Origin of the sequence: Bacillus sp. FSL R10-2201, from assembly GCF_038008665.1 — a bacterium.
Taxonomy (GTDB): domain Bacteria; phylum Bacillota; class Bacilli; order Bacillales; family Bacillaceae_G; genus Bacillus_A; species Bacillus_A mycoides.
Map to the genome: position 1 here is coordinate 4854781 of NZ_JBBOZP010000001.1, position 20699 is coordinate 4875479.

At 38.6% G+C, this 20699-nt stretch carries 23 protein-coding genes and 1 tRNA gene; 9 read left to right on the plus strand and 15 right to left on the minus strand.

The features are described from left to right. Positions 1-253 precede the first annotated feature (253 nt). Complete coding sequence (locus tag NSQ69_RS25315; RefSeq protein ID WP_341099791.1) at positions 254-1204, plus strand: nucleoside hydrolase; 951 nt, start codon at positions 254-256, stop codon at positions 1202-1204. A 50-nt stretch (positions 1205-1254) separates the two neighbouring features. Here the strand turns inward: NSQ69_RS25315 and eno are convergent, their stop codons facing one another. The 11 genes from eno to NSQ69_RS25370 all read right to left on the minus strand — a co-directional run bounded on the left by eno (position 1255) and on the right by NSQ69_RS25370 (position 11786). After that, complete coding sequence (gene eno / locus NSQ69_RS25320; protein ID WP_002034740.1) at positions 1255-2550, minus strand: phosphopyruvate hydratase; 1296 nt, start codon at positions 2548-2550, stop codon at positions 1255-1257. Positions 2551-2580: 30 nt separating this feature from the next. Next, complete coding sequence (gene gpmI / locus NSQ69_RS25325) at positions 2581-4110, minus strand: 2,3-bisphosphoglycerate-independent phosphoglycerate mutase (RefSeq protein ID WP_341099793.1); 1530 nt, start codon at positions 4108-4110, stop codon at positions 2581-2583. Then, on the minus strand, positions 4107-4862 hold the full coding sequence (gene tpiA / locus NSQ69_RS25330) for a triose-phosphate isomerase (RefSeq protein WP_002016069.1): 756 nt from the start codon (positions 4860-4862) through the stop codon (positions 4107-4109). Before tpiA ends, gpmI begins: the two co-directional genes overlap by 4 nt. Before the next feature lie 32 nt (positions 4863-4894). Beyond that, the gene (locus NSQ69_RS25335) at positions 4895-6079 is read right to left on the minus strand and encodes a phosphoglycerate kinase (protein ID WP_002016070.1); all 1185 of its coding nucleotides are present in this window, start codon (positions 6077-6079) and stop codon (positions 4895-4897) included. Positions 6080-6218: 139 nt separating this feature from the next. Beyond that, on the minus strand, positions 6219-7223 hold the full coding sequence (gap, locus tag NSQ69_RS25340) for a type I glyceraldehyde-3-phosphate dehydrogenase (protein ID WP_002016071.1): 1005 nt from the start codon (positions 7221-7223) through the stop codon (positions 6219-6221). Positions 7224-7249: 26 nt separating this feature from the next. Continuing rightward, the gene (gene cggR / locus NSQ69_RS25345; RefSeq protein WP_002089545.1) at positions 7250-8278 is read right to left on the minus strand and encodes a gapA transcriptional regulator CggR; all 1029 of its coding nucleotides are present in this window, start codon (positions 8276-8278) and stop codon (positions 7250-7252) included. Positions 8279-8413: 135 nt separating this feature from the next. Next, positions 8414-8659: a glutaredoxin family protein gene (locus NSQ69_RS25350; RefSeq protein ID WP_002089547.1), complete on the minus strand. Its 246-nt coding sequence runs from the start codon at positions 8657-8659 to the stop codon at positions 8414-8416. Between the two features lie 9 nt (positions 8660-8668). Next, positions 8669-9976, minus strand: coding sequence for an RNA polymerase factor sigma-54 (gene rpoN, locus NSQ69_RS25355; protein ID WP_002129881.1), 1308 nt, complete (start codon positions 9974-9976; stop codon positions 8669-8671). A gap of 510 nt (positions 9977-10486) precedes the next feature. Next, positions 10487-10753, minus strand: coding sequence for a hypothetical protein (locus NSQ69_RS25360; protein WP_002143723.1), 267 nt, complete (start codon positions 10751-10753; stop codon positions 10487-10489). A 400-nt stretch (positions 10754-11153) separates the two neighbouring features. Next, positions 11154-11229: transfer RNA gene (locus NSQ69_RS25365), tRNA-Arg, on the minus strand. 356 nt (positions 11230-11585) lie between these two features. After that, a complete protein-coding gene (locus NSQ69_RS25370; RefSeq protein ID WP_002129884.1) occupies positions 11586-11786 on the minus strand; it encodes a hypothetical protein in 201 nt (66 codons plus the stop codon). Positions 11787-12698: 912 nt separating this feature from the next. Between NSQ69_RS25370 and NSQ69_RS25375 the strand changes: the two genes are divergently transcribed. The 8 genes from NSQ69_RS25375 (at position 12699) to clpP (ending at position 17298) form a co-directional block, all read left to right on the plus strand. Continuing rightward, on the plus strand, positions 12699-12905 hold the full coding sequence (locus NSQ69_RS25375) for a DUF1657 domain-containing protein (protein WP_000216167.1): 207 nt from the start codon (positions 12699-12701) through the stop codon (positions 12903-12905). Positions 12906-13012: 107 nt separating this feature from the next. Beyond that, positions 13013-13501: a YhcN/YlaJ family sporulation lipoprotein gene (locus NSQ69_RS25380; protein WP_003192317.1), complete on the plus strand. Its 489-nt coding sequence runs from the start codon at positions 13013-13015 to the stop codon at positions 13499-13501. A gap of 28 nt (positions 13502-13529) precedes the next feature. Next, on the plus strand, positions 13530-14006 hold the full coding sequence (gene spoVAC / locus NSQ69_RS25385; protein WP_002129887.1) for a stage V sporulation protein AC: 477 nt from the start codon (positions 13530-13532) through the stop codon (positions 14004-14006). After that, positions 14007-15023 carry a stage V sporulation protein AD gene (gene spoVAD, locus NSQ69_RS25390; RefSeq protein ID WP_000938981.1) on the plus strand — a complete coding sequence of 339 codons (1017 nt, stop codon included), beginning with the start codon at positions 14007-14009 and terminating at the stop codon, positions 15021-15023. After that, positions 15020-15370, plus strand: coding sequence for a stage V sporulation protein AE (spoVAE, locus tag NSQ69_RS25395; RefSeq protein WP_000575919.1), 351 nt, complete (start codon positions 15020-15022; stop codon positions 15368-15370). The genes spoVAD and spoVAE overlap by 4 nt, the downstream gene beginning before the upstream one ends. A 9-nt stretch (positions 15371-15379) precedes the next feature. Continuing rightward, positions 15380-15586 (plus strand): DUF1657 domain-containing protein, encoded by a 207-nt coding sequence (locus NSQ69_RS25400; protein WP_002034728.1) that lies wholly within the window; start codon positions 15380-15382, stop codon positions 15584-15586. Between the two features lie 20 nt (positions 15587-15606). Next, on the plus strand, positions 15607-16476 hold the full coding sequence (locus NSQ69_RS25405; protein ID WP_002016080.1) for a DUF421 domain-containing protein: 870 nt from the start codon (positions 15607-15609) through the stop codon (positions 16474-16476). Between the two features lie 240 nt (positions 16477-16716). Further along, positions 16717-17298 carry an ATP-dependent Clp endopeptidase proteolytic subunit ClpP gene (gene clpP / locus NSQ69_RS25410; RefSeq protein WP_001049156.1) on the plus strand — a complete coding sequence of 194 codons (582 nt, stop codon included), beginning with the start codon at positions 16717-16719 and terminating at the stop codon, positions 17296-17298. 251 nt (positions 17299-17549) lie between these two features. Here the strand turns inward: clpP and NSQ69_RS25415 are convergent, their stop codons facing one another. The 4 genes from NSQ69_RS25415 to rapZ form a co-directional block, all read right to left on the minus strand. Further along, on the minus strand, positions 17550-17798 hold the full coding sequence (locus NSQ69_RS25415) for an HPr family phosphocarrier protein (protein ID WP_002016081.1): 249 nt from the start codon (positions 17796-17798) through the stop codon (positions 17550-17552). A gap of 23 nt (positions 17799-17821) precedes the next feature. Then, the gene (gene whiA, locus NSQ69_RS25420; RefSeq protein WP_002016082.1) at positions 17822-18772 is read right to left on the minus strand and encodes a DNA-binding protein WhiA; all 951 of its coding nucleotides are present in this window, start codon (positions 18770-18772) and stop codon (positions 17822-17824) included. A gap of 88 nt (positions 18773-18860) precedes the next feature. Next, on the minus strand, positions 18861-19814 hold the full coding sequence (locus tag NSQ69_RS25425; protein WP_002016083.1) for a gluconeogenesis factor YvcK family protein: 954 nt from the start codon (positions 19812-19814) through the stop codon (positions 18861-18863). Between the two features lie 3 nt (positions 19815-19817). Continuing rightward, the gene (gene rapZ, locus NSQ69_RS25430; RefSeq protein ID WP_002016084.1) at positions 19818-20699 is read right to left on the minus strand and encodes an RNase adapter RapZ; all 882 of its coding nucleotides are present in this window, start codon (positions 20697-20699) and stop codon (positions 19818-19820) included.

A 20699-nucleotide genomic window follows, 5' to 3' on the forward strand; every position in this document is an offset into this window, starting at 1 on the left:
TTATCATAGTATAAATTGTAAAAACCTGCAATTTATCAAATCGACAACGAAAACCCACTATATTATACGCTTACACCCTTGATATGACTGCGTTTCCTAATGTAATTTACGTCAAAAACCTTGACCTAATATATAAAGTTTATATTTTCTGAATTTTGATGGTTATTATTTTAATAAAATAAAATCCTTCACTCCATTTTTATTCTGCCTTCTCTCTAGCACACATATATATATAAAGATAGGTGGTGAACGTATGTCTAAAAAAATTCTCATTTTTTGTGATCCTGGAATCGACGATGCGATAGCCCTCCTCCTCGCATTCTTTATCGATGAAATTGAAATTGTTGGGATTGTCGCTGATTACGGCAATGTTCCAAAAGAAATGGCCGTACAAAATGCTCATTTTCTTAAACAAAAATCAAGAAATAGAGATATGAAAATATTTGGTGGTTCAGACCGTCCTCTCAATGGAGGTCCACCCGCTTTTTTTACTAATATTCACGGTAAAGAAGGGTTAGGGCCAATCATCCCAAATGAAAAGTTACAAAACGGAGAAATGGAGAATTTTTTTGAAGTTATCCCTCTTATCGAGCAGTATAAAGACGAACTAATCATTGTAAGTTTAGGGCGACTCACTTCCCTAGCTGCTTTATTTATTTTATGTAAAAACTTAATGCAGCAAATTAAATCTTATTATGTAATGGGTGGTTCCTTTCTGCACCCAGGTAATGTAACTCCCGTATCAGAAGCGAATTTTTATGGCGATCCAATCGCGGCTAACATTGTATTACAATCTGCATCCAACATGTACATATACCCGTTAAATGTAACTCAGTATTCCATCGTTACACCTGATATGGCTAAATATATTGAGGCGAAAGGAAAGGCTTCTCTCGTCAAACCTCTATTCGATCATTACTACTATGGATATTACGAAAAAATTTTACCACAATTAAAAGGCTGCCCTTTTCATGACACGATACCGATATTAGCTTTACTTGATAATTCTATGTTTACCTACTACAAATCACCAATTACCGTCATGACCGAATCTTACGCTCAAGGAGCAAGCATCGGTGATTTCCGCTCTTTAGTAGGATCAAACCCATTCACCAATCGGCCCTCGCAGCAAATTGCTATCGATTTTGATTATAATCTCTTCTTTAAATACTTCATGTCACTTATGACAGACGAACAATTTTAGCAAAAAAAAACAGACCGTGATTTCTCACGGTCTGTCGTTATTTTCTACAATTATCGTTTGATATTGTAGAAAGATTGTAAACCAGCGTAAACAGCGATTTCGCCTAGCTCGTCTTCGATACGTAATAATTGGTTGTACTTAGCAATACGGTCAGTACGGCTCATAGAACCAGTTTTGATTTGGCCAGCGTTAGTTGCAACTGCGATGTCAGCGATTGTAGCATCTTCAGTTTCACCAGAACGGTGAGATACAACTGCTGTGTAACCAGCACGTTTAGCCATTTCGATTGCTTCGAAAGTCTCAGTTAAAGTACCGATTTGGTTAACTTTAATTAAGATTGAGTTAGAGATACCTTTTTCGATACCTTCAGCAAGTTTTTGAGTGTTAGTTACGAATAAATCGTCACCAACTAATTGTACTTTATCACCGATACGCTCAGTTAATAATTTGTGACCATCCCAGTCGTTTTCGTCTAAACCATCTTCAATAGAGATGATTGGGAAGTCTTTGCAAAGCTCTTCGTAGAAATCAACCATTTCTGCAGAAGTTAAGCCAGTACGGCCTTCGCCTGCAAGGTCATATTTACCAGTTTCTTTGTTGTAGAACTCAGAAGAAGCAACGTCCATTCCTAAGAATACGTTCTCGCCAGCTTTGTAACCAGCTTTTTCGATAGCTTCGATGATTACTTCTAATGCTTCACGGTTAGAACCAAGGTTTGGAGCGAATCCACCTTCGTCACCTACTGCAGTGTTAAGACCTTTGTCATGTAATACAGCTTTAAGTGCATGGAATACTTCAGCACCCATACGGATTGATTCTTTGAATGTTGGAGCACCAACTGGTAAGATCATGAACTCTTGGAAGTCAACGTTGTTATCAGCGTGAGAACCACCGTTGATGATGTTCATCATTGGAGTTGGTAATTGTTTTGCATTGAATCCACCAAGGTAACGGTATAATGGAAGACCTACGAAGTCAGCTGCTGCGTGAGCTACTGCCATAGATACACCAAGGATAGCGTTAGCACCTAGTTTACCTTTGTTTGGAGTGCCATCTAATTCGATCATAGCACGGTCGATACCAGCTTGGTCAGTTACGTCGAAACCAACGATTTCTGGAGCGATTGCTTCGTTAACGTTGTTTACTGCGTTAAGAACACCTTTACCAAGGTAACGAGATTTGTCACCGTCACGTAATTCTACTGCTTCGTGCTCACCAGTAGATGCACCACTTGGTACGATAGCGCGTCCGAATGCGCCGCTTTCTGTGTAAACTTCTACTTCTACAGTTGGGTTACCACGAGAGTCAAGGACTTCGCGAGCATAAACATCAATAATTGTTGACATAATAAATTCTCTCCTTTTTATATAAGCAAATTATTTAATAATTGTTTTACCTGTCATTTCTTTCGGTTGTTCCACATTTAAAAGTGTAAGCATTGTTGGGGCGATATCTCCTAAAATACCACCTTCACGAAGCTCTACATCATTTTTTGTAACGATGAAAGGAACCGGGTTAGTTGTATGAGCTGTCATTGGTCCACCTTCAGCAGTTAACTCCTGATCGGCATTACCATGGTCAGCAGTAATAAGTGCTACACCATCTTTTGCAAGAATCGCTTCTACAACTTTTCCTAAACATTCGTCAGTTGCTTCTACTGCTTTAATTGTTGGTTCCATCATCCCAGAATGGCCAACCATATCACAGTTTGCAAAGTTAAGAATGATAACATCATGTTTATCATTTTCAATGTCATTTACTAAAGCGTCCGTTACTTCATAAATGCTCATTTCAGGTTTCAAGTCATACGTTGCAACCTTCGGTGAGTTAATTAAAATACGCTCTTCTCCTGGGAATTCAGCCTCACGACCACCGCTAAAGAAGAATGTAACGTGCGGATACTTTTCAGTTTCCGCGATGCGAAGTTGCTTTAATCCCGCTTGCGCAACAACTTCACCTAACGTGTTATCAAGGTTCATTGGCTTGAATGCCACGTAACCATCTACAGTTTCACTGAAATGTGTCATACAAACGAATTCAGGAATTTGAGGTACTTTTTCACCACGATCGAACTCACGGAAGTCTTCGTTTGTAAATACACGAGCAATTTGAATTGCACGGTCTGGACGGAAGTTATAGAAGATAACTGCATCATCATTATTGATTGTTGCAACTGGCGTGTCATCTTCGTTAACAATTACAGACGGCAATACGAATTCATCATGAATACCATTTGCATAAGAGTCTTCTACACACTCTTCTGCTGATTTATAAGTAGGGCCTTCACCATTCACCATAGCACGGTAACATTTTTCTACGCGATCCCAGCGCTTGTCACGGTCCATGGAGTAATAACGACCAGAGATAGTCGCGAATTGTCCTACTCCTGTTTCTTTAATTACTTCATTTGTTGCATCGATATAACCTTTTGCTGTTTGTGGTCCAACATCGCGGCCATCTAAGAATGCATGGATATATACTTTCTCCACGCCTTCTTTTGCTGCTAAGCGAAGAAGAGCAAACATATGGTTCATGTGACTGTGCACACCACCATCAGAAAGTAAACCGAATAAATGAAGAGCAGTACCTTTTTCTTTCACGCTTTTAATTGCATTTTGGAAAGTTTCGTTCTGATCGAACTCACCTTCACGAATTGCAACGTTTACGCGTGTTAAGCTTTGATATACGATGCGGCCAGCACCGATATTTAAGTGACCAACCTCTGAGTTACCCATTTGACCTGCTGGAAGACCTACTTCCTCACCAGAAGCTGTAAGCGTTGTGTGAGGGAATTTGTTCCAGTAACCATCAAAATTAGGTTTCTTAGCTTGTGCTACAGCATTCCCGTAAGTTTCTTCACGTAGTCCGAAACCATCAAGAATGATTAAAGCTGTTGGCTTTCTCATTTTACCGCCCCCAGAAGACCTAAGAACGAAGCAGGCTCTAAGCTAGCACCGCCAACTAAAGCGCCGTCGATGTCAGATTGTGCCATATACTCTTTAATGTTTTCTGGTTTTACGCTACCGCCGTATTGAATACGAACAGCTTCTGCAGCTTCTGGAGAAACAGCTTCTGCAACAACTTTACGGATGTGCGCACATACTTCATTTGCATCTGCAGAAGAAGAAGATTTACCTGTACCGATAGCCCAGATTGGCTCATAAGCGATAACAGTTACTTTAACTTGCTCTTCTGTTAAACCTGCAAGTGCTTTTGTTACTTGACCTGCTACTAGATCAAATGTTTTTCCGCTTTCGCGCTCTTCTAAAGTCTCACCACAACAAACGATTGGTGTTAAACCATGTTCAAATGCTGCAAGAGTCTTTTTATTTACTGACTCGTCTGTTTCAGCAAACATTTCACGACGCTCAGAGTGGCCAAGTACTACGTAGCCTACTTTTAAGTCGCTAAGTGCTACTGGGCTAATTTCGCCAGTGAATGCACCATTTTTTTCGAAGTGCATGTTTTGTGCACCTACTTGTAAGTCAGTTCCTTCAGCCTTTGCTACTAAGCGCTCTAAGAATAGAGCTGGCGAACAAACTACTGCATCAACAGCTGAAGCTGCTGGGATTTGACCTTTAACTTCCTCTACGAAGCTAACTGCTTCAGATAGAGTTTTATTCATTTTCCAGTTACCTGCGATAATTGGTTTACGCATGCTTTGCACCGTCCTTTTTCTTTGGCTGCTACTTATTTGTCGTTAAGACAAACTACACCTGGAAGTTCTTTACCTTCCATGAATTCTAATGACGCACCGCCGCCAGTAGAAATGTGGCTCATTTTATCAGCCATACCGAATTTTTCAACAGCTGCTGCAGAGTCACCACCGCCGATAACAGAGTATGTATCTTCTGCATCTGCTAATGCTTGCCCTACTGCTTTTGTACCTTCTGCGAATGGAGTCATTTCGAATACACCCATTGGTCCATTCCATACAACAAGCTTAGAGTTTTTAATTACATCTGCATAAATTTCACGTGTTTTAGGACCGATGTCCACGCCTTCCCATGTAGAAGGGATAGAGTCGATACCAACGATTTGAGTTGTTGCAGTTTCAGAGAATTCCTCTGTGATTACAACATCAACTGGCATATAGAAGTTTACGCCTTTTTCTTTTGCAAGTTGCATAAATTCTTTAGCTAGTTCAATTTTGTCGTTTTCACATAGAGATAGACCAATTTCATGACCTAATGCTTTAACGAATGTGTAAGCAAGTCCGCCACCGATGATTAAGTTATCTACTTTGTCTAATAGATGACGAATTACACCGATTTTATCTTTTACTTTCGCACCACCGATGATAGCTGTGAATGGACGTTCTGGGTTAGAAAGTGCTTTACCTAATACATCTAACTCTTTTTCCATTAATAAACCAGATACTGCTGGTAGGTAGTCTGCGATTCCTGCTGTAGAAGCGTGAGCACGGTGAGCTGCACCGAATGCATCGTTTACGAAGATATCAGCAAGAGCTGCAAATTCTTTCGCAAGTTCTGCATCGTTCTTTTCTTCGCCCGCATAGAAACGTACGTTTTCAAGAACTAATACGTCGCCTTCGTTCATTGCTGCAACCATTTCTTGTGCAACTGGTCCGAATGCTTCGTCCGCTTTTTTAACATCTTTACCAAGAAGCTCGCCTAAACGTGCTGCTACTGGAGTAAGACGTAATTCTTCTACTGCTTGACCTTTTGGACGGCCTAAATGACTTGCTAAAATTACTTTCGCACCTTGCTCTATTAAATATTGAATTGTAGGAAGAGCTGCACGGATACGAGTTTCATCTGTAATTTTGCCTTCTTTCATAGGTACGTTGAAATCAACGCGGCAAAATACACGCTTACCTTTTAAATCTACGTCACGAATTGATTTTTTGTTCATTGGATTTCCCTCCGACTACTAGTTAGGATTGACAAAACCCATTCAAAAGCTTAACACATTTGCTTCTAAAACGAAAGAAGAGAGAGAGGGAACAAACCCTCTCCCTCGTTTTGTCATTGATTGCTTATATACTTAAGAATTAAAGACCTTTAGAAGTCATGTATGCAGCTAGGTCTACTACACGGTTAGAGTAACCAGTTTCGTTATCGTACCAAGAAAGTACTTTAACCATGTTACCTTCCATTACCATTGTAGATAATGCATCGATTGTAGAAGAAGCTGTACATCCGTTATAGTCGATAGATACTAATGGCTCTTCGCTGTATCCAAGGATACCTTTTAATTCGCCTTCAGAAGCTGCTTTGAATGCTGCGTTTACATCTTCAACTGTTACTTCTTTGTCAAGTTCAACAACTAAGTCAACAAGAGAAACGTTAGCAGTTGGAACACGTACAGCGCCGCCGTTTAATTTACCTTTAAGTTCTGGTAATACTAATGCTACAGCTTTAGCAGCACCAGTAGATGTTGGGATCATGTTTTCAGCTGCTGCACGAGCACGACGTAAATCTTTGTGTGGTAAGTCTAAGATTTGTTGGTCGTTAGTGTAAGAGTGAATTGTTGTCATCATTCCGCGTTTTACGCCGAATTTTTCGTTTAATACTTTAGCGAATGGAGCTAGACAGTTTGTAGTACAAGAAGCATTAGATACTACGTTGTGGTTAGCTGCATCGTATTGTTCATGGTTAACACCCATAACTACAGTGATATCTTCGTCAGAAGCTGGAGCTGAGATGATAACTTTCTTAACTGATCCACCTAAGTGTTTCTCAGCGTCTGATTTTTTAGTGAAACGGCCAGTAGATTCTACTACTACTTCTACTCCGTAGTCGCTCCATGGTAATTGAGCTGGGTCACGCTCAGCGATAACTTTAATTTCTTTACCGTTAACAACGATGCTGTTTTCGTTAGCAGATACTTCTGCATTTAAAGTTCCGTGAACTGTATCATATTTTAAAAGGTGAGCTAATGTTTTAGCATCTGTTAAGTCGTTGATTGCTACTACTTCTACCTCAGAGTTGTTAAGAGCTGCGCGGAATACGTTACGTCCGATACGTCCAAATCCATTAATACCAATTTTAGTCATTTAAATTTCCTCCTTGGGGGATTATATTAAAGGGTAATACCCTTTGTTAATTGTTTTGCTGCACCTTCATCTGTAATTAGAATTGAAGTGTGCCCTTGCTTTATTACAGCCTGTATTGCTTTTGCTTTTGAAGAACCTCCAGCGACTGCGACAACGTGAGATACATGTTGTAAATCTTCAAGTTGCATACCAACTGTTCTTACTTTATGAACAACATTTCCTTGTTCATTAAAGTAGTAACCGAAAGCTTCGCCAACTGCTTCGCTTGCCTGAATCTTTAACCAATCTGCTTCTGAAGTATTTCTGCGACGTGCCATTGTTAACGCATCACCAATTCCATGAATGACGATATTGGAAGATCGAATCAACTCAAGAACTTCTTTCACGGAGGGCTCGGTTACAATAGACGCATATGCTTCGCTACTAACGTGATCTGGAACATACAATAAGCGATAATTACTCATCGTATTTTGTGCCATTTTGGCGCAAATGGTATTGGCTTCTAACTCGACACCTTCTCCAATTCCACCACGTGCTGGGACAAATAGCATATGTAAATCTTTGCAATCAAGTTGCATCATGTCCGCAGCAGCAGCTAGCGTAGTTCCTCCAGCCACAGCAACGATATTATTCACTGTCAGACGGTCTTTTATACAAGTCACACAAGCACGGCCCATCTCCAGTTTGACCCAAGGTGATTCATCACTATCACCAGGGACAACGAAAACTTCATCCAAGTCTAATGTTTCCTTAAGTTGTTTTTCTAAAACCTTTAACCCGGAAATTTCTTTCATAAAGTCTTCCAAAGCAAGAACTAAAGCTGTTCCTTCTTCTGTCAAAGTCATTCCAGAAGAAGCGACGTGAACTAAGTTTTGTTCTTTCAAAACTTGAACTTCACTTCGCAATACTCGTTCTGTCATACCGAGACTTGCAGATAAGTTTCTTCTTCCAATCGGCTGCATAAGCCTAATGTACTGAAGCACTTGCATTCTCGTTTGCATAACAGGTAGCAGATCAGGTAATAATTTTTTTGTGTTCTGAATCCATGAGCGCATATCTTTTCTCCTCACTACATCGGTTCATTTCCCTTCGTGGTCAATTTATGTCCCATAGTGACATTTTGTGTCCCACTTAGGTTAAAAAAATAATCCCTGCTACGTGTATTATTGTAACAGGAGACAGAAACTTATTCAACTCTTAACTGCATTGTTTATATAGTTTATTATGACACCTTTGTGAATGTTACCATATTCTACTTGTCTTCCGCCTATTTCTACAACAGGAATCATTAGATGGTATTTCTCTAAAAGGTCATTATCTTCATATATATCTATTTCCTCAATTTGAAAAGAATATTCATATTGTACTTCTTTTAAAACTTGTTTCGCCTTCACGCAAAGACCACAATCTTTTTTTGTATATAGTACAACCTTCATCTTCTTCACCTATCCAATTGTTTTTCTTAGAGACGAAGCAGGAATATGCATTTGTTCTCTATACTTCGCAACCGTTCTTCGAGAAATAACGATTTCATGCTCTTCTTCTAATAATTTTGAAATCTTTTGATCCGAAAGTGGCTTTTTCTTATTTTCTGCTCCAACAAGCGTTTGAATGAATTGTTTCACACGCTTTGTAGAAACCGCCTCATCTTCCGTCGTAGAAATAGAATTACTAAAGAATGATTTCATCTCAAATAAACCGTACGGCGTTTGCACATATTTATTACGCGTTGCACGACTAATTGTAGACTCATGCACACCTAACTCTTCCGCCACCTCTTTTAATGCAAGTGGTTTTAAATACTCTGGACCTCCCCAGAAGAAATCATGCTGTTTTTCCATAATAATATTCATCACTTGTAAGAGTGTTTGTTTTCTCTGTTTCAAACTGCGCATAATCCATTGCACATGCTGATACTTCTCCGATACGTAAGAAGCCACTTCACTTTCACTATTATTTAGTAACGCACTATACTCAGAGTGAATTTCAATTCTTGGCATATTTCTCTCATTCATCTGTAAAACGAGATGATCGCCATCTTTTTTTACCGCCATATCAGGCACAATATAAAGTGGTTTATCAGAAGAAAATGCAAGACCTGGTTTCGGCTGCAATGATGTAATACAGTTCACCGCATCCTGTAATTCCTCGTTGGTACACTTCAACACTTGAACGAGCTTTCGCCAATCTTTCTTAACGAAATAATTAAAATGATCATCTATAATTTCTTCCGCTAACCCATTTCTTCTTTGTAAGCGCTTCAATTGGATTGATAGACATTCCTGAATATTACGCGCACCTACCCCTGCTGGCTCTAACGATTGAACAAGCTCCACGGAACAGTCCACTACATCAATTGGCGCAGAAAGAAGCTCTGATAACTCTTCATTTGTTTCTTGTAAATAACCATTTCCATCCATGTTCATAATAATGAAAGAAGCTGCTTTTCGCTCTTCTTCATCTATTTTATAATACTGTAGTTGATTTAATAAATGTTGCTGAATCGTTGTAGAATCCACACTGTAGATTTCCATTTGATTCTCGACTTGTTTGCGGGTACTTTTACTTGTGTTAGAGCTCTTTTTCTTCTCCCTCTCAAAACCACCTAACTCAATAAGGGGATTCTCTAACGATTGCTCATACAAAAACTCCGATAATTCTTGTACATTATACTGGAGCATTGTAATCGCTTGCCTTAACTCTTGTGTCATTGCCAAACGTAAGCTTTGTTCTTGTAAAAGACTTGCCTTCAAACTAATCTCCCCCTTGTTTCTATTGTACAATAAGTTTGGTAAAAGGAGAATCCTATCGCAGACACCCATTCCAAAATATTATTAATTTATATGTATTAATGAGATTTACATCTTACAACCTAAATTTGAATAATATTGAAAGAAAATAATAACGCATAAAATTTATCACCACATACTAATAGTAAATCTTATTATCAGATATAACAAGTGATAATAAAAAAAGGTCTGAACTTATACTTGTAAGTTCAGACCTTTTTTACAATGGCGAGTACATATCGAATATTACACGTTTCTTCACCATTGTCGCATTTTCATTTGATAGATTAATTCCGTTCGTATCCTCTACGAGTACCACACGCACCAAATTCACAGCGTTGCGATTTGCTATAAAGATACTTTCTTGTTTATCTGCTTTGTGTAATTTTCGAATTGTGACTTGGATTACCTCTGAGTTATTTTTCCAGGGTCTATTCTTACAAGTGAACAACATTTATGACATGTACTTTTTACTTAACTGCAATAAATACCTAGCGATGCCGTTATCTTATAAACTTCATTGAAATTTTCATCTTCCATGAAGACCTCCATTATTTCAGGTATTCCTTTTGCATACGCAACTAACATTTCGAATGCATCATCTTTCGTTATCTTGTGACGAGTCACACTACTGTTGTGATGTTCCATCGTTACATAATAGACCTTTTCTCCGCACTCCTCTTCTTCAATACATGTAAGAAACGATTTTATTTCAAATAGCTTGCGAGAACCTTTTTTCATTCTTCTTCTCCTTCATAACGGTCAAGAAAGTCCGATAATGCCAACGAAAGATGATCACTTTTATTAAACTTCAGCTTACTGGCAAAGACGGCTAGCCTGTCCCTATTGCTTTGTGAATCACTACTATCTTACGTGTCATATCTTCGTTCAGCAACTTAACAATACGCTTGTGCAATATATCTCGTTACAATTTCTTTTAGTGCTAAAATCTGTTCTGATTTGAATTGCATTTCACTCTTTAATTCTTTTCATAACGAAAAACCCCCTATACACGATTATTTCTAATCACATACAAGGGGTTTCTTTAGATTTACTATTAATTTTCAACACGTTCTTCACGCTATTATGTGCTATTTACTCAATACTTTTAAATAGAACACATCACAACAACAATACATAACGCGCCCAGAGGGATTCGAACCCCCGGCAGACGTGGTACCGGAAACCACCGCTCTATCCGACTGAGCTATGGGCGCATGATTATTACGATAATATCAACGGTTTGCCTCCGTCTTCTTCCGACTTGTTCTTACCGAAAGTTAAACGTAGGATACGAACACCAACACGTAGACGTTCGCTTCTTTACATATGGATATTATATCCTGACGCTAACCTAATACGCAAGCATAAAAACCTCTTCTACACTAGCTTTAGCGCGCAGTTTTCCTTCTTTCGTTCCCCCTTAATCTACTTAAATCGAAATAGAACGCATATAGGCTCATACTTCATCATATTAAATCTAATCGTCTAGAATTGCATCTCTCGGCATCGCACTTTTCGCATATAGTCTATAAAAAAAAGACAGGCGAAGTGATGCCCGCCCATCTCCGCACTATTTTATATATTTTGATCGCAGGCTAAATATATCTTCCCCTTCACGAATGCCTGCCGATCCCTTCCTCACATTTTTTACGACAGTCCAATTCGGGTTAGTTTCATCACCGATGTTCTGTACTGTAAAGTTGCCGTCACCATATTCTCGGTGACCTTCTGCCAATTTCTCCGTTAAATCATTCTCTTTTGATCTCACCATCTTTGCGCCATCTCCCTTTTTATACAACTCTCTTAAACTGTCCAACCGATTACACGTCCAGTCAATTGGAGATCCTCGTTTTCCGCTTCGATTAATTTTAACACACTGTCGGGGGTAAGTTCCGATAACGGCTGCCCAATCGCATTAGAAACGTTATTTTCTTTGATAGTAGAAACTCGGCGAGGATTGGGTAAAAGACAATTCGCTGGGCTGCGTCAGGACTTCGCGAGAGATCAACCCCCTGATTCAAAAATCACAAATACTATCTCTAAGGGACTCCTGCGACGGCTCAGCGGGGTGGCTTGGAGGGTTCGGAAAATTTTCGTTTGGGTTGGCTTGTGGTGAATAGCGTATTCATTTTGATGAATCACGAATACAACATAAATGACTTTTGTTACTTTCGACTTTCTCTTCTAAACGTTGATTTAAAAGAATTCGCAAGACTTTCGATGAACAAAACAATTCGTAAATGTTTTATGCATTAAAAGAAACGTTGATTTAATAACGTTCTTCTTTCGTGAATGACTTCGATTGAACGAATAAGATAATGAAGATATTATTTTTTTAAAACTGAACACATCCTTTTTTTTACTATACAAGAAAATTTCATTTTAAATTGAAAATAACTACAAGAATAGAAATATATATATTTTATCGATATGTTTTTTGTGAATAACCAGAAATTTAACCTCATGTAATTTTCAGTTACTTTTTAATCTTCAACAGGTAACATACCTACATCATGAATTACATATCATCCTCTTCCATCTTATAAAGCGCCACTATAACAAAGAATTCATTGACGCTTGAATCAAAGCTTCAACTTCAAAAACCTAAATTTTCCAATCATAAATTCACCCAAACCCACAAATTATAATCTTTGAATTGATATTCCAAAGGGGGCTTCATTCAATGACTGTAATTACAAAACTAAAGCAAACTGTTTCTGGATTAAAAAGTGCACAAGCTAGCTTAGAGGGATTCGCTCTTGATACGGATAACCAACAAGCAAAGCAACTTTTCCAAACAGCTGCGCAGCAAACACAAACAATTATCGATTCTTTAAACCCGCGTGTTGAAGAAGTCCAGCAAGAAGAACCACAATACACACAGCAATAACCAAAAGTGCCATTTCATCTAATGGTACACAATTTGAGAAAAAGGATGATATGCAATCATCCTTTTTCTCTCACATTACATACTGCAATAGAAATGGAATGATTATAATGCGAAAACTTGGAATCATAACCGCGTTATTTATGCTCCTATTCGGTTCACTTACCGGATGTGATAATAGCCCGTTAGATAAAAAAGTAAAGAAAGAAGAAGCTAAGCGGGCAGATGAGAAAAAGGGCCCTAAATTAACAAAAATGAGTACAGAATCCTTTAATCAATCTATATCGCAAGACGCTAAGAAAAAAGCTCTTGCTATGGAGGGAATTATAGAAGCTACCGCAGTTAATACAAATTTAGATCTTTACATAGCCGTTAAACCTGAACATCACGAAAGATTTGGTTTAAAACCTTTACGAAGTAAATTAAAAAAGAAGCTAAGTGATGAAAACCCTACTTTCGATATTCGTGTAAGTACAGACAAAAAGATTTTTATGCTCATAGAAGAACTTGAAAACAAAATTAAGAACAAGAAAATAAGCAAGGATGGCATTAAAGATCAATTGAAACTCATTCAATCAGAAATGGGATCTAATATTTAAGTTTTCTAAAAGAGAAGGAAGGATTCAAATGTCTAGTAAAGATAAAAATTTAACACCTGTGCAACAAGAATATAAAAAATTCGAACAACAGCGCGAACCGAAGCGCCCCGTTTTAAAAAATTGTATGAAAGCTTTTTTCGTCGGGGGATTAATTTGTCTAATAGGCCAACTGATTTCCACCTTTTATATTACGTACTTTGATTTCACTGAAAGATCTGCCGGGAACCCTACCGTTGCAACTCTTATTTTTATCTCCATGCTACTGACGGGATTTGGCGTCTACGATCGCCTTGGGCAATTTGCTGGTGCTGGTACCGCCGTTCCCGTTACTGGATTTGGTAACTCTGTTATTGCCGCATGTATTGAACACCGTACAGAAGGATTCGTTCTCGGCGTTGGTGGTAACATGTTTAAACTAGCAGGATCGGTCATCTTATTTGGCGTATTTTCCGCTTTCGTCATCGCTCTTATTAAAACGATTCTCTTTCAATGGGGAGGGCTGTAAATGTTACAAGGACACCGAACATGGGTATTCGAAAACAAACCAGTTATCATCTCAACAGGTGTAGTCGGTGGCCCATTTGAGGCAAATGGAAAAATTCCTGAAGACTTCGATACCCTGCATGAAGATTTATGGCTCGGACAAGATTCTTACGAAAAGGCGCATAAAATTTTATTTGAAGAAGCTTGTAGCCGCGCTACCGAAAAGGCGAAGCTCCGTAAAGACGATATTCAATTCGTACTCGCAGGGGATTTAATTAACCAAATAACTCCAACGAGCTTTGCATGCCGCACACTCGGAACACCTTATCTCGGTTTATTCGGCGCCTGTTCTACCTCTATGGAAGGCTTAGCACTCGGTGCAAGTATCGTAAATGCAAAAGGTGCAAAGTATTTATTAACTGGGGCATCAAGTCATAACGCTGCGGTAGAAAAACAATTCCGCTATCCAACTGAATATGGTGGTCAAAAACCTCCTACGGCTCAGTGGACAGTGACCGGTGCAGGCGCGGCTATTTTAAGCGACACTGGATATGGTCCACAAGTAACATCGGCCACCATTGGACGAGTTATTGATATGGGACTAACAGATCCTTTTAATATGGGTGGTGCGATGGCCCCAGCTGCTGTCGATACGATTGAAGCTCATTTACGCGAACGACAAATTGACGCCTCTTATTACGACTTAATCGTAACAGGTGACCTTGGACATGTCGGTCGCGAAATCGCTTACGACCTACTACATAAACATGGAACAAAGGTAAAGAGCGAGCAATTTCAAGATTGCGGAATCATCATTTATAGAGAAGGCCAACCTGTCATAGCTGGTGGAAGTGGTCCAGGCTGTTCAGCAACAGTCGTATACGGACATTTATTAAACCGAATGAAAAGAGGAGAATTCAAAAAAATACTTGTCGTTGCGACAGGCGCTTTACTATCTCCACTTACATTCCAACAAGAAGAAACGATTCCGTGTATCGCTCACGCTGTTTCGATTGAATTTGGAGGTGCAACGCAATGATTTTTTTCTGGGCTTTCGTCATTGGTGGACTCATATGCGTAATCGGACAGCTTATGTTTGATGTCGGCAAACTAACCCCCGCTCATACGATGGCAACACTCGTTGTTGCTGGAGCTATATTAGATGGATTCAATCTGTATGAACCATTAATCGACTTTGCAGGCGCTGGGGCAACTGTACCTATTACAAGTTTCGGTAATGCCCTCGTTCATGGCGCGATGGAGGAAGCAGCCAAACATGGCATCGTCGGCGTTATTACCGGCATGTTTAAAGTAACGAGTGCTGGTGTATCAGCTGCCATTATTTTCGGCTTCATTGGAGCATTGCTATTCAAACCGAAAGGATAAGGTGTTCGTATGACAGTTATCGCTAGCGTTAAAACCTGCCTTGCCAGTGTAAGGGGCGCTCAAGCAAGTTTAAGCTCCCTTTCACTAAATTCACAGGACGCGGAATCAAAACGTGTATTTCATGAATGTATGTTAGAAATGGACAGCATCATCACCGATTTACAGAATAGAGTTTCAGTATTAGAACGTGAAGAACCTCAATATAAAGGGTTTTAAGTAGACTGGAGGAAATGACTATGTCTCACCTGCCGGAATGGACACTTGTCATTCTTCGCTCTGTATTCATATTAATTATTTTATTCGCTATTACGAAATGGTTAGGAAAAAGACAAATCTCTCAGCTCTCCTTTTTTGAATACATAGCCGGAATGACAATCGGTGACATCGCTGCCCAAGTATCTACAGGGCTTGATTCAAAATTTTTCCACGGCGTCTTTGCGATACTCATTTTCGCTGTGGTACCTTTTTTCACTGGAATCCTCTCTTTAAAGAACAAAACAGCTCGAGATTTTTTTGAAGGAAAATCTACCGTATTAATAAAAGACGGCAAAATACTTGAAGATAATTTAAAGAAAGAAAAGTATACAAGTGATGAATTACTTGAGCTTCTCAGAGGAAAAAATGCGTTCAGCGTAGCTGATGTTGAATTTGCTGTACTAGAACCGAGCGGTGAATTAAATGTATTATTAAAGAAAGATCGCCAACCACTTACAGCAAAAGATATCAGCCTAAAAGTGCCAAACGAAAAAGAACCGCAAACTGTTATTATGGATGGAAATGTACTAGATGAACCTCTTTCTGCTAGCGGACATAATCGCGCTTGGTTACATTCTGAGCTAGAAAAACTCGGTGTTGTCATTGAAAATGTCTTTCTTGGTCAAGTTGATTCATACGGACAACTTACTATCGACATCTATAATGATAAACTCCAAATGCCTTCTCCTCAAAACAAGCCTTTATTATTAGCATCCTTAAAGAAATGCAATGCTGATCTTGAATTATTCTCTTTAGAAACGAAATCAAAATCAGCGAGTGATATGTATAGTAAAAACGCAAAACAAATCGAGAAAATCTTAAATAAAGTAACCTATCTGTTAAAAGAATAAAAAATGAAAGAACGCTTCTATACAAAAGGCGTTCTTTTGCCTTTTCCACACCATTAATCACGTTTAAATTTATGTAATTCGGTTATGATGTTGAAGATACATAAGCAGGGAATTTTAAAAACATAGCGAATAAATCATGATACAACTACATATTTTTTGATTTAAAGTGGTTTCGTTTGACCTTCATTGACCATAATTGTATTATAAGACTAAGAAAGCTTTTAAAGGAGGAAATAACAGATGAATTTAATTCCTACAGTAATTGAACAAACAAATCGTGGAGAACGCGCTTACGATATTTACTCTCGACTATTAAAGGATCGCATCATTATGCTTGGTAGCGCAATTGATGACAATGTAGCAAACTCAATCGTTTCCCAGCTTTTATTCTTGGAATCTCAAGATCCAGAAAAAGATATTCACATTTACATCAACAGCCCTGGTGGTTCTATCACAGCTGGTATGGCAATTTACGATACAATGCAGTTTATTAAACCACAAGTATCAACAATCTGTATCGGTATGGCTGCATCTATGGGTGCATTCTTACTTGCAGCAGGTGAAAAAGGAAAACGTTTCGCTCTTCCTAACAGTGAAGTAATGATTCACCAACCACTTGGCGGTGCACAAGGTCAAGCGACTGAAATCGAAATCGCTGCAAAACGTATCCTATTCTTACGTGAAAAATTAAACCAAATTCTTGCTGACCGCACAGGTCAACCACTTGAAGTTCTACAACGCGACACAGACCGCGACAACTTCATGACAGCAGAAAGAGCTCTAGAATACGGCTTAATCGATAAGATCTTTACAAATCGTTAATACTTAAAAGCGGAAGCGCCCTACTACAGGGCGCTTTTTTTATTATGTACAAGGGTATCACATACCCTATCTAGTATCTAATCCAATATATCGGTGATTTTTCAATTTTATCGACCACAACTTATCGACTTACCGACAATTTCCGACAAGCGCGAACCAGCTATATACCCACCAATCATTCGTTACCACACCAACCACGCACCCCACAAACAGAAAAATAAAAAAAGCTATCGCACATTCGCGATAACCCTTTATTGTACATATGCAGTTAATGCTTCCAAAGCCTCTTCTGCATCTGAACCTTCTGTTGTGATTGTAATCATGCTACCAGTTCCGATTGCTAAGCTCATAATCCCCATTATGCTCTTTGCATTCACTGTCTTTCCATCTTTCTCGATGAAGATATCCGCATGAAAGCGATTTGCCTCTTGTACAAACAACGCAGCCGGACGTGCTTGTAAGCCGTTTTTTAATGCCACTTTAACCAGTTTTTGAACCACAGCTCCATTTCCCCTTTAACCTTTTATTTTTTTGCTACTGTTTCCCCCGCGCGTAATTTCTCTGCAATTTCATCGATTTTACGCAAACGATGATTAATACCCGATTTACTAATTTTCCCCCCGGATACCATCTCACCTAATTCTTTCAATGTTACATCTTGATAATCTCTTCGTAACTGTGCAATTTCTCTTAATTTATCTGGCAAAATATCAAGCCCCACCGTCTCATCAATATAGCGGATGTTCTCAATTTGCCTTAGCGCTGCACCAATTGTTTTATTTAAATTAGCTGTTTCGCAGTTAACTAAACGATTTACTGAATTACGCATATCGCGAACAATTCGAATATCTTCAAATCTTAAAAGTGCATTATGAGCACCTATAATATTTAAAAACTCTGTAATTTTTTCAGCTTCTTTCAAATACGTAATGTACCCTTTTCTTCTTTCCAACGTCTTACTATTTAAATCAAATCCGTTCATCAGTTCACATATAGAATCATTATGTTCCTTATATAACGAAAAGATCTCTAAATGATAAGATGATGTTTCTGGGTTATTTACTGAACCACCTGCTAAAAATGCACCGCGTAAATACGATCGTTTACAACATTTCTTCTCGATTAATTCCTGCGATATATTTCGAATAAACGAAAAGTCATCTCGAACAATGTGAAGATCTGCTAATATTTCGCGAGACTTCTCAACAAGCCGCACGATATATACATTATTTTTCTTCAATCGCATTTTTTTACGAACAAGTAATTCTACCGTCACATCATATCCTTTTTTCAAAAGCGTATAAATCCTTCTTGCAATTGCTGCATTTTCCGTTTGAATATCGATAGATAGGCGACGGTTTGAAAAAGAAAGCGATCCGTTCATTCGAAGCAACGCCGATAATTCTGATTTCTCGCAGCATTCCTTCATTTCAAGGTTGGTCAACTCTTTCTTTGTTTCTGATGCAAATGACACAGTCAACACCTCCTTATACTATTACTTTGGAACAAAAATCTTGTCCTATATGAATGAGGAGCGTTACCTCAAATGAGGCAACGCACATTTATAACAATGAATATAAAATAGAAGCTAACTTTAATGTATCATGTCTTACAACACGATCATCATATTTCGCTAATCGATCTTGGATGATTTCGATATTATGTTCAGCAAAACGATTTGTATCCAGTGCCACTGGTTCCGACATCTCTTCCTCATATAACTTACGTAATTCACGAGGAATATCACGATTATTTACAATCGCAGTGTCGATAAATGGTTTACCTAAATGATCATGTAACGCCTGCACATGATCAAACGCAGTATAACCCTTCGTTTCGCCCGCTTGCGTCATAACATTACATACATATACCTTCTTCGCTTTTGCAGCAAGAACAGCGTCTCCAATTTTGTTAACAACTAAATTCGGTAATATACTTGTGTACAGACTTCCTGGACCGAAAACAAGCAAATCAGCTCTTTTAATTTCCGTCAACGTTTCACATAACGGTTCTACATCTTCTGGAGTTAAAAAGACACGATTAATCTTCTTCCCGAAATGAGGAATCTTTGATTCACCTGTTACAATTTCTCCATCTTCTAATTCTGCATGAAGTACCGCACTTTGATTCGCTGCTGGTAATACACGTCCTCTGACATTTAATACTTTACTCGTTTCCGTAATCGCGTGGTAAAAGTCTCCTGTAATCGAAGTCATACCTGCCAATAGTAAATTTCCTAACGCATGCCCTTTCAGTCCGTCTCCAGTTGTAAAACGGTGCTGAAATAAAGCCTCCACTAATGGTTCTACATCCGATAACGCAACAAGTACGTTACGAATATCACCTGGAGGTGGAATTTCTAGCTCATCACGTAGTCTACCTGAACTGCCTCCATCGTCGGCTACTGTTACAACTGCTGTAATATCAACAGGATATTGTTTTAATCCCCTTAATAAAACAGAAAGTCCAGTTCCACCTCCCATGATAACAATTTTAGGTTTTCTCTCTTTTTTCATCCCTTAATGGCCCTTTCTCTTCTCCACATCACGATGAGATACATGAACGCTATACTCTGGTTTCAAATGTTTCCCAAGGTACTCTGTAAGCGTAACAGAACGATGTTGCCCACCTGTACATCCAATCGCAATTACAAGTTGACTCTTACCTTCTCTTTTATAATGAGGCAGCATGAAAGTGATAAGATCCGTCAATTTCTCTAAAAACTTATGTGTTTCATTAAATTTCAACACATACGACGAAACTTCTTCATCCAGTCCTGTTAATGGCTTCATATGTGGAATATAATATGGATTTGGTAAAAAACGAACATCAAATACTAAATCAGCATCAATTGGAATTCCGTACTTAAATCCAAATGACATAACATTTACACGAAATGCTTGCTCAGTTTCTGTTGAGAATAAGTGAACAATTTTTTCTCGTAATTCTTTCGGTTTCAAATCAGATGTATCAAGCACAATATTCGCTCTTGCCTTCATATCAGTTAATAAACCACGCTCAGCTTCAATTCCCTTTAACGGCAAGCCAGTTGGCGCAAGTGGATGCGAACGTCTCGTTTCTTTATAACGAGTTACAAGTGTGCTATCTTTCGCATCTAAAAATAAAATATGAGGAATAATCCATGTACGTTCTGATAAATCATCAAGCGCTCCCCATAAATATTCAAAAAACTCTCGGCCACGTAAATCAATACCGAGTGCCACTTTATTCATTTTACCTTTTGAATCTGCCATAAGTTCAATAAACTTCGGCAATAACATCGGTGGTAAATTATCTACACAAAAATATCCTAAATCTTCGAAACTTTGTAACGCTACCGTCTTTCCAGCTCCAGACATCCCTGTAATAATTACCATTTTTATATCATTATTCTCTGTCAT

What these genes read in the sequence shown, in the direction of transcription:
- NSQ69_RS25400 (WP_002034728.1), top strand. Translation starts at nt 15,380, where the DNA reads ATGACAGTTATCGCTAGCGTTAAAACCTGCCTTGCCAGTGTAAGGGGC.
- NSQ69_RS25425 (WP_002016083.1), bottom strand. Translation starts at nt 19,814, where the DNA reads ATGAAAAAAGAGAGAAAACCTAAAATTGTTATCATGGGAGGTGGAACT.
- NSQ69_RS25335 (WP_002016070.1), bottom strand. Translation starts at nt 6,079, where the DNA reads ATGAACAAAAAATCAATTCGTGACGTAGATTTAAAAGGTAAGCGTGTA.
- NSQ69_RS25380 (WP_003192317.1), top strand. Translation starts at nt 13,013, where the DNA reads ATGCGAAAACTTGGAATCATAACCGCGTTATTTATGCTCCTATTCGGT.
- gpmI (WP_341099793.1), bottom strand. Translation starts at nt 4,110, where the DNA reads ATGAGAAAGCCAACAGCTTTAATCATTCTTGATGGTTTCGGACTACGT.
- spoVAD (WP_000938981.1), top strand. Translation starts at nt 14,007, where the DNA reads ATGTTACAAGGACACCGAACATGGGTATTCGAAAACAAACCAGTTATC.
- gap (WP_002016071.1), bottom strand. Translation starts at nt 7,223, where the DNA reads ATGACTAAAATTGGTATTAATGGATTTGGACGTATCGGACGTAACGTA.
- NSQ69_RS25315 (WP_341099791.1), top strand. Translation starts at nt 254, where the DNA reads ATGTCTAAAAAAATTCTCATTTTTTGTGATCCTGGAATCGACGATGCG.
- rapZ (WP_002016084.1), bottom strand. Translation starts at nt 20,699, where the DNA reads ATGACAGAGAATAATGATATAAAAATGGTAATTATTACAGGGATGTCT.
- spoVAC (WP_002129887.1), top strand. Translation starts at nt 13,530, where the DNA reads ATGTCTAGTAAAGATAAAAATTTAACACCTGTGCAACAAGAATATAAA.
- NSQ69_RS25350 (WP_002089547.1), bottom strand. Translation starts at nt 8,659, where the DNA reads ATGAAGGTTGTACTATATACAAAAAAAGATTGTGGTCTTTGCGTGAAG.
- NSQ69_RS25405 (WP_002016080.1), top strand. Translation starts at nt 15,607, where the DNA reads ATGTCTCACCTGCCGGAATGGACACTTGTCATTCTTCGCTCTGTATTC.
- clpP (WP_001049156.1), top strand. Translation starts at nt 16,717, where the DNA reads ATGAATTTAATTCCTACAGTAATTGAACAAACAAATCGTGGAGAACGC.
- NSQ69_RS25370 (WP_002129884.1), bottom strand. Translation starts at nt 11,786, where the DNA reads ATGGTGAGATCAAAAGAGAATGATTTAACGGAGAAATTGGCAGAAGGT.
- NSQ69_RS25375 (WP_000216167.1), top strand. Translation starts at nt 12,699, where the DNA reads ATGACTGTAATTACAAAACTAAAGCAAACTGTTTCTGGATTAAAAAGT.
- cggR (WP_002089545.1), bottom strand. Translation starts at nt 8,278, where the DNA reads ATGCGCTCATGGATTCAGAACACAAAAAAATTATTACCTGATCTGCTA.
- NSQ69_RS25360 (WP_002143723.1), bottom strand. Translation starts at nt 10,753, where the DNA reads ATGAAAAAAGGTTCTCGCAAGCTATTTGAAATAAAATCGTTTCTTACA.
- spoVAE (WP_000575919.1), top strand. Translation starts at nt 15,020, where the DNA reads ATGATTTTTTTCTGGGCTTTCGTCATTGGTGGACTCATATGCGTAATC.
- eno (WP_002034740.1), bottom strand. Translation starts at nt 2,550, where the DNA reads ATGTCAACAATTATTGATGTTTATGCTCGCGAAGTCCTTGACTCTCGT.
- tpiA (WP_002016069.1), bottom strand. Translation starts at nt 4,862, where the DNA reads ATGCGTAAACCAATTATCGCAGGTAACTGGAAAATGAATAAAACTCTA.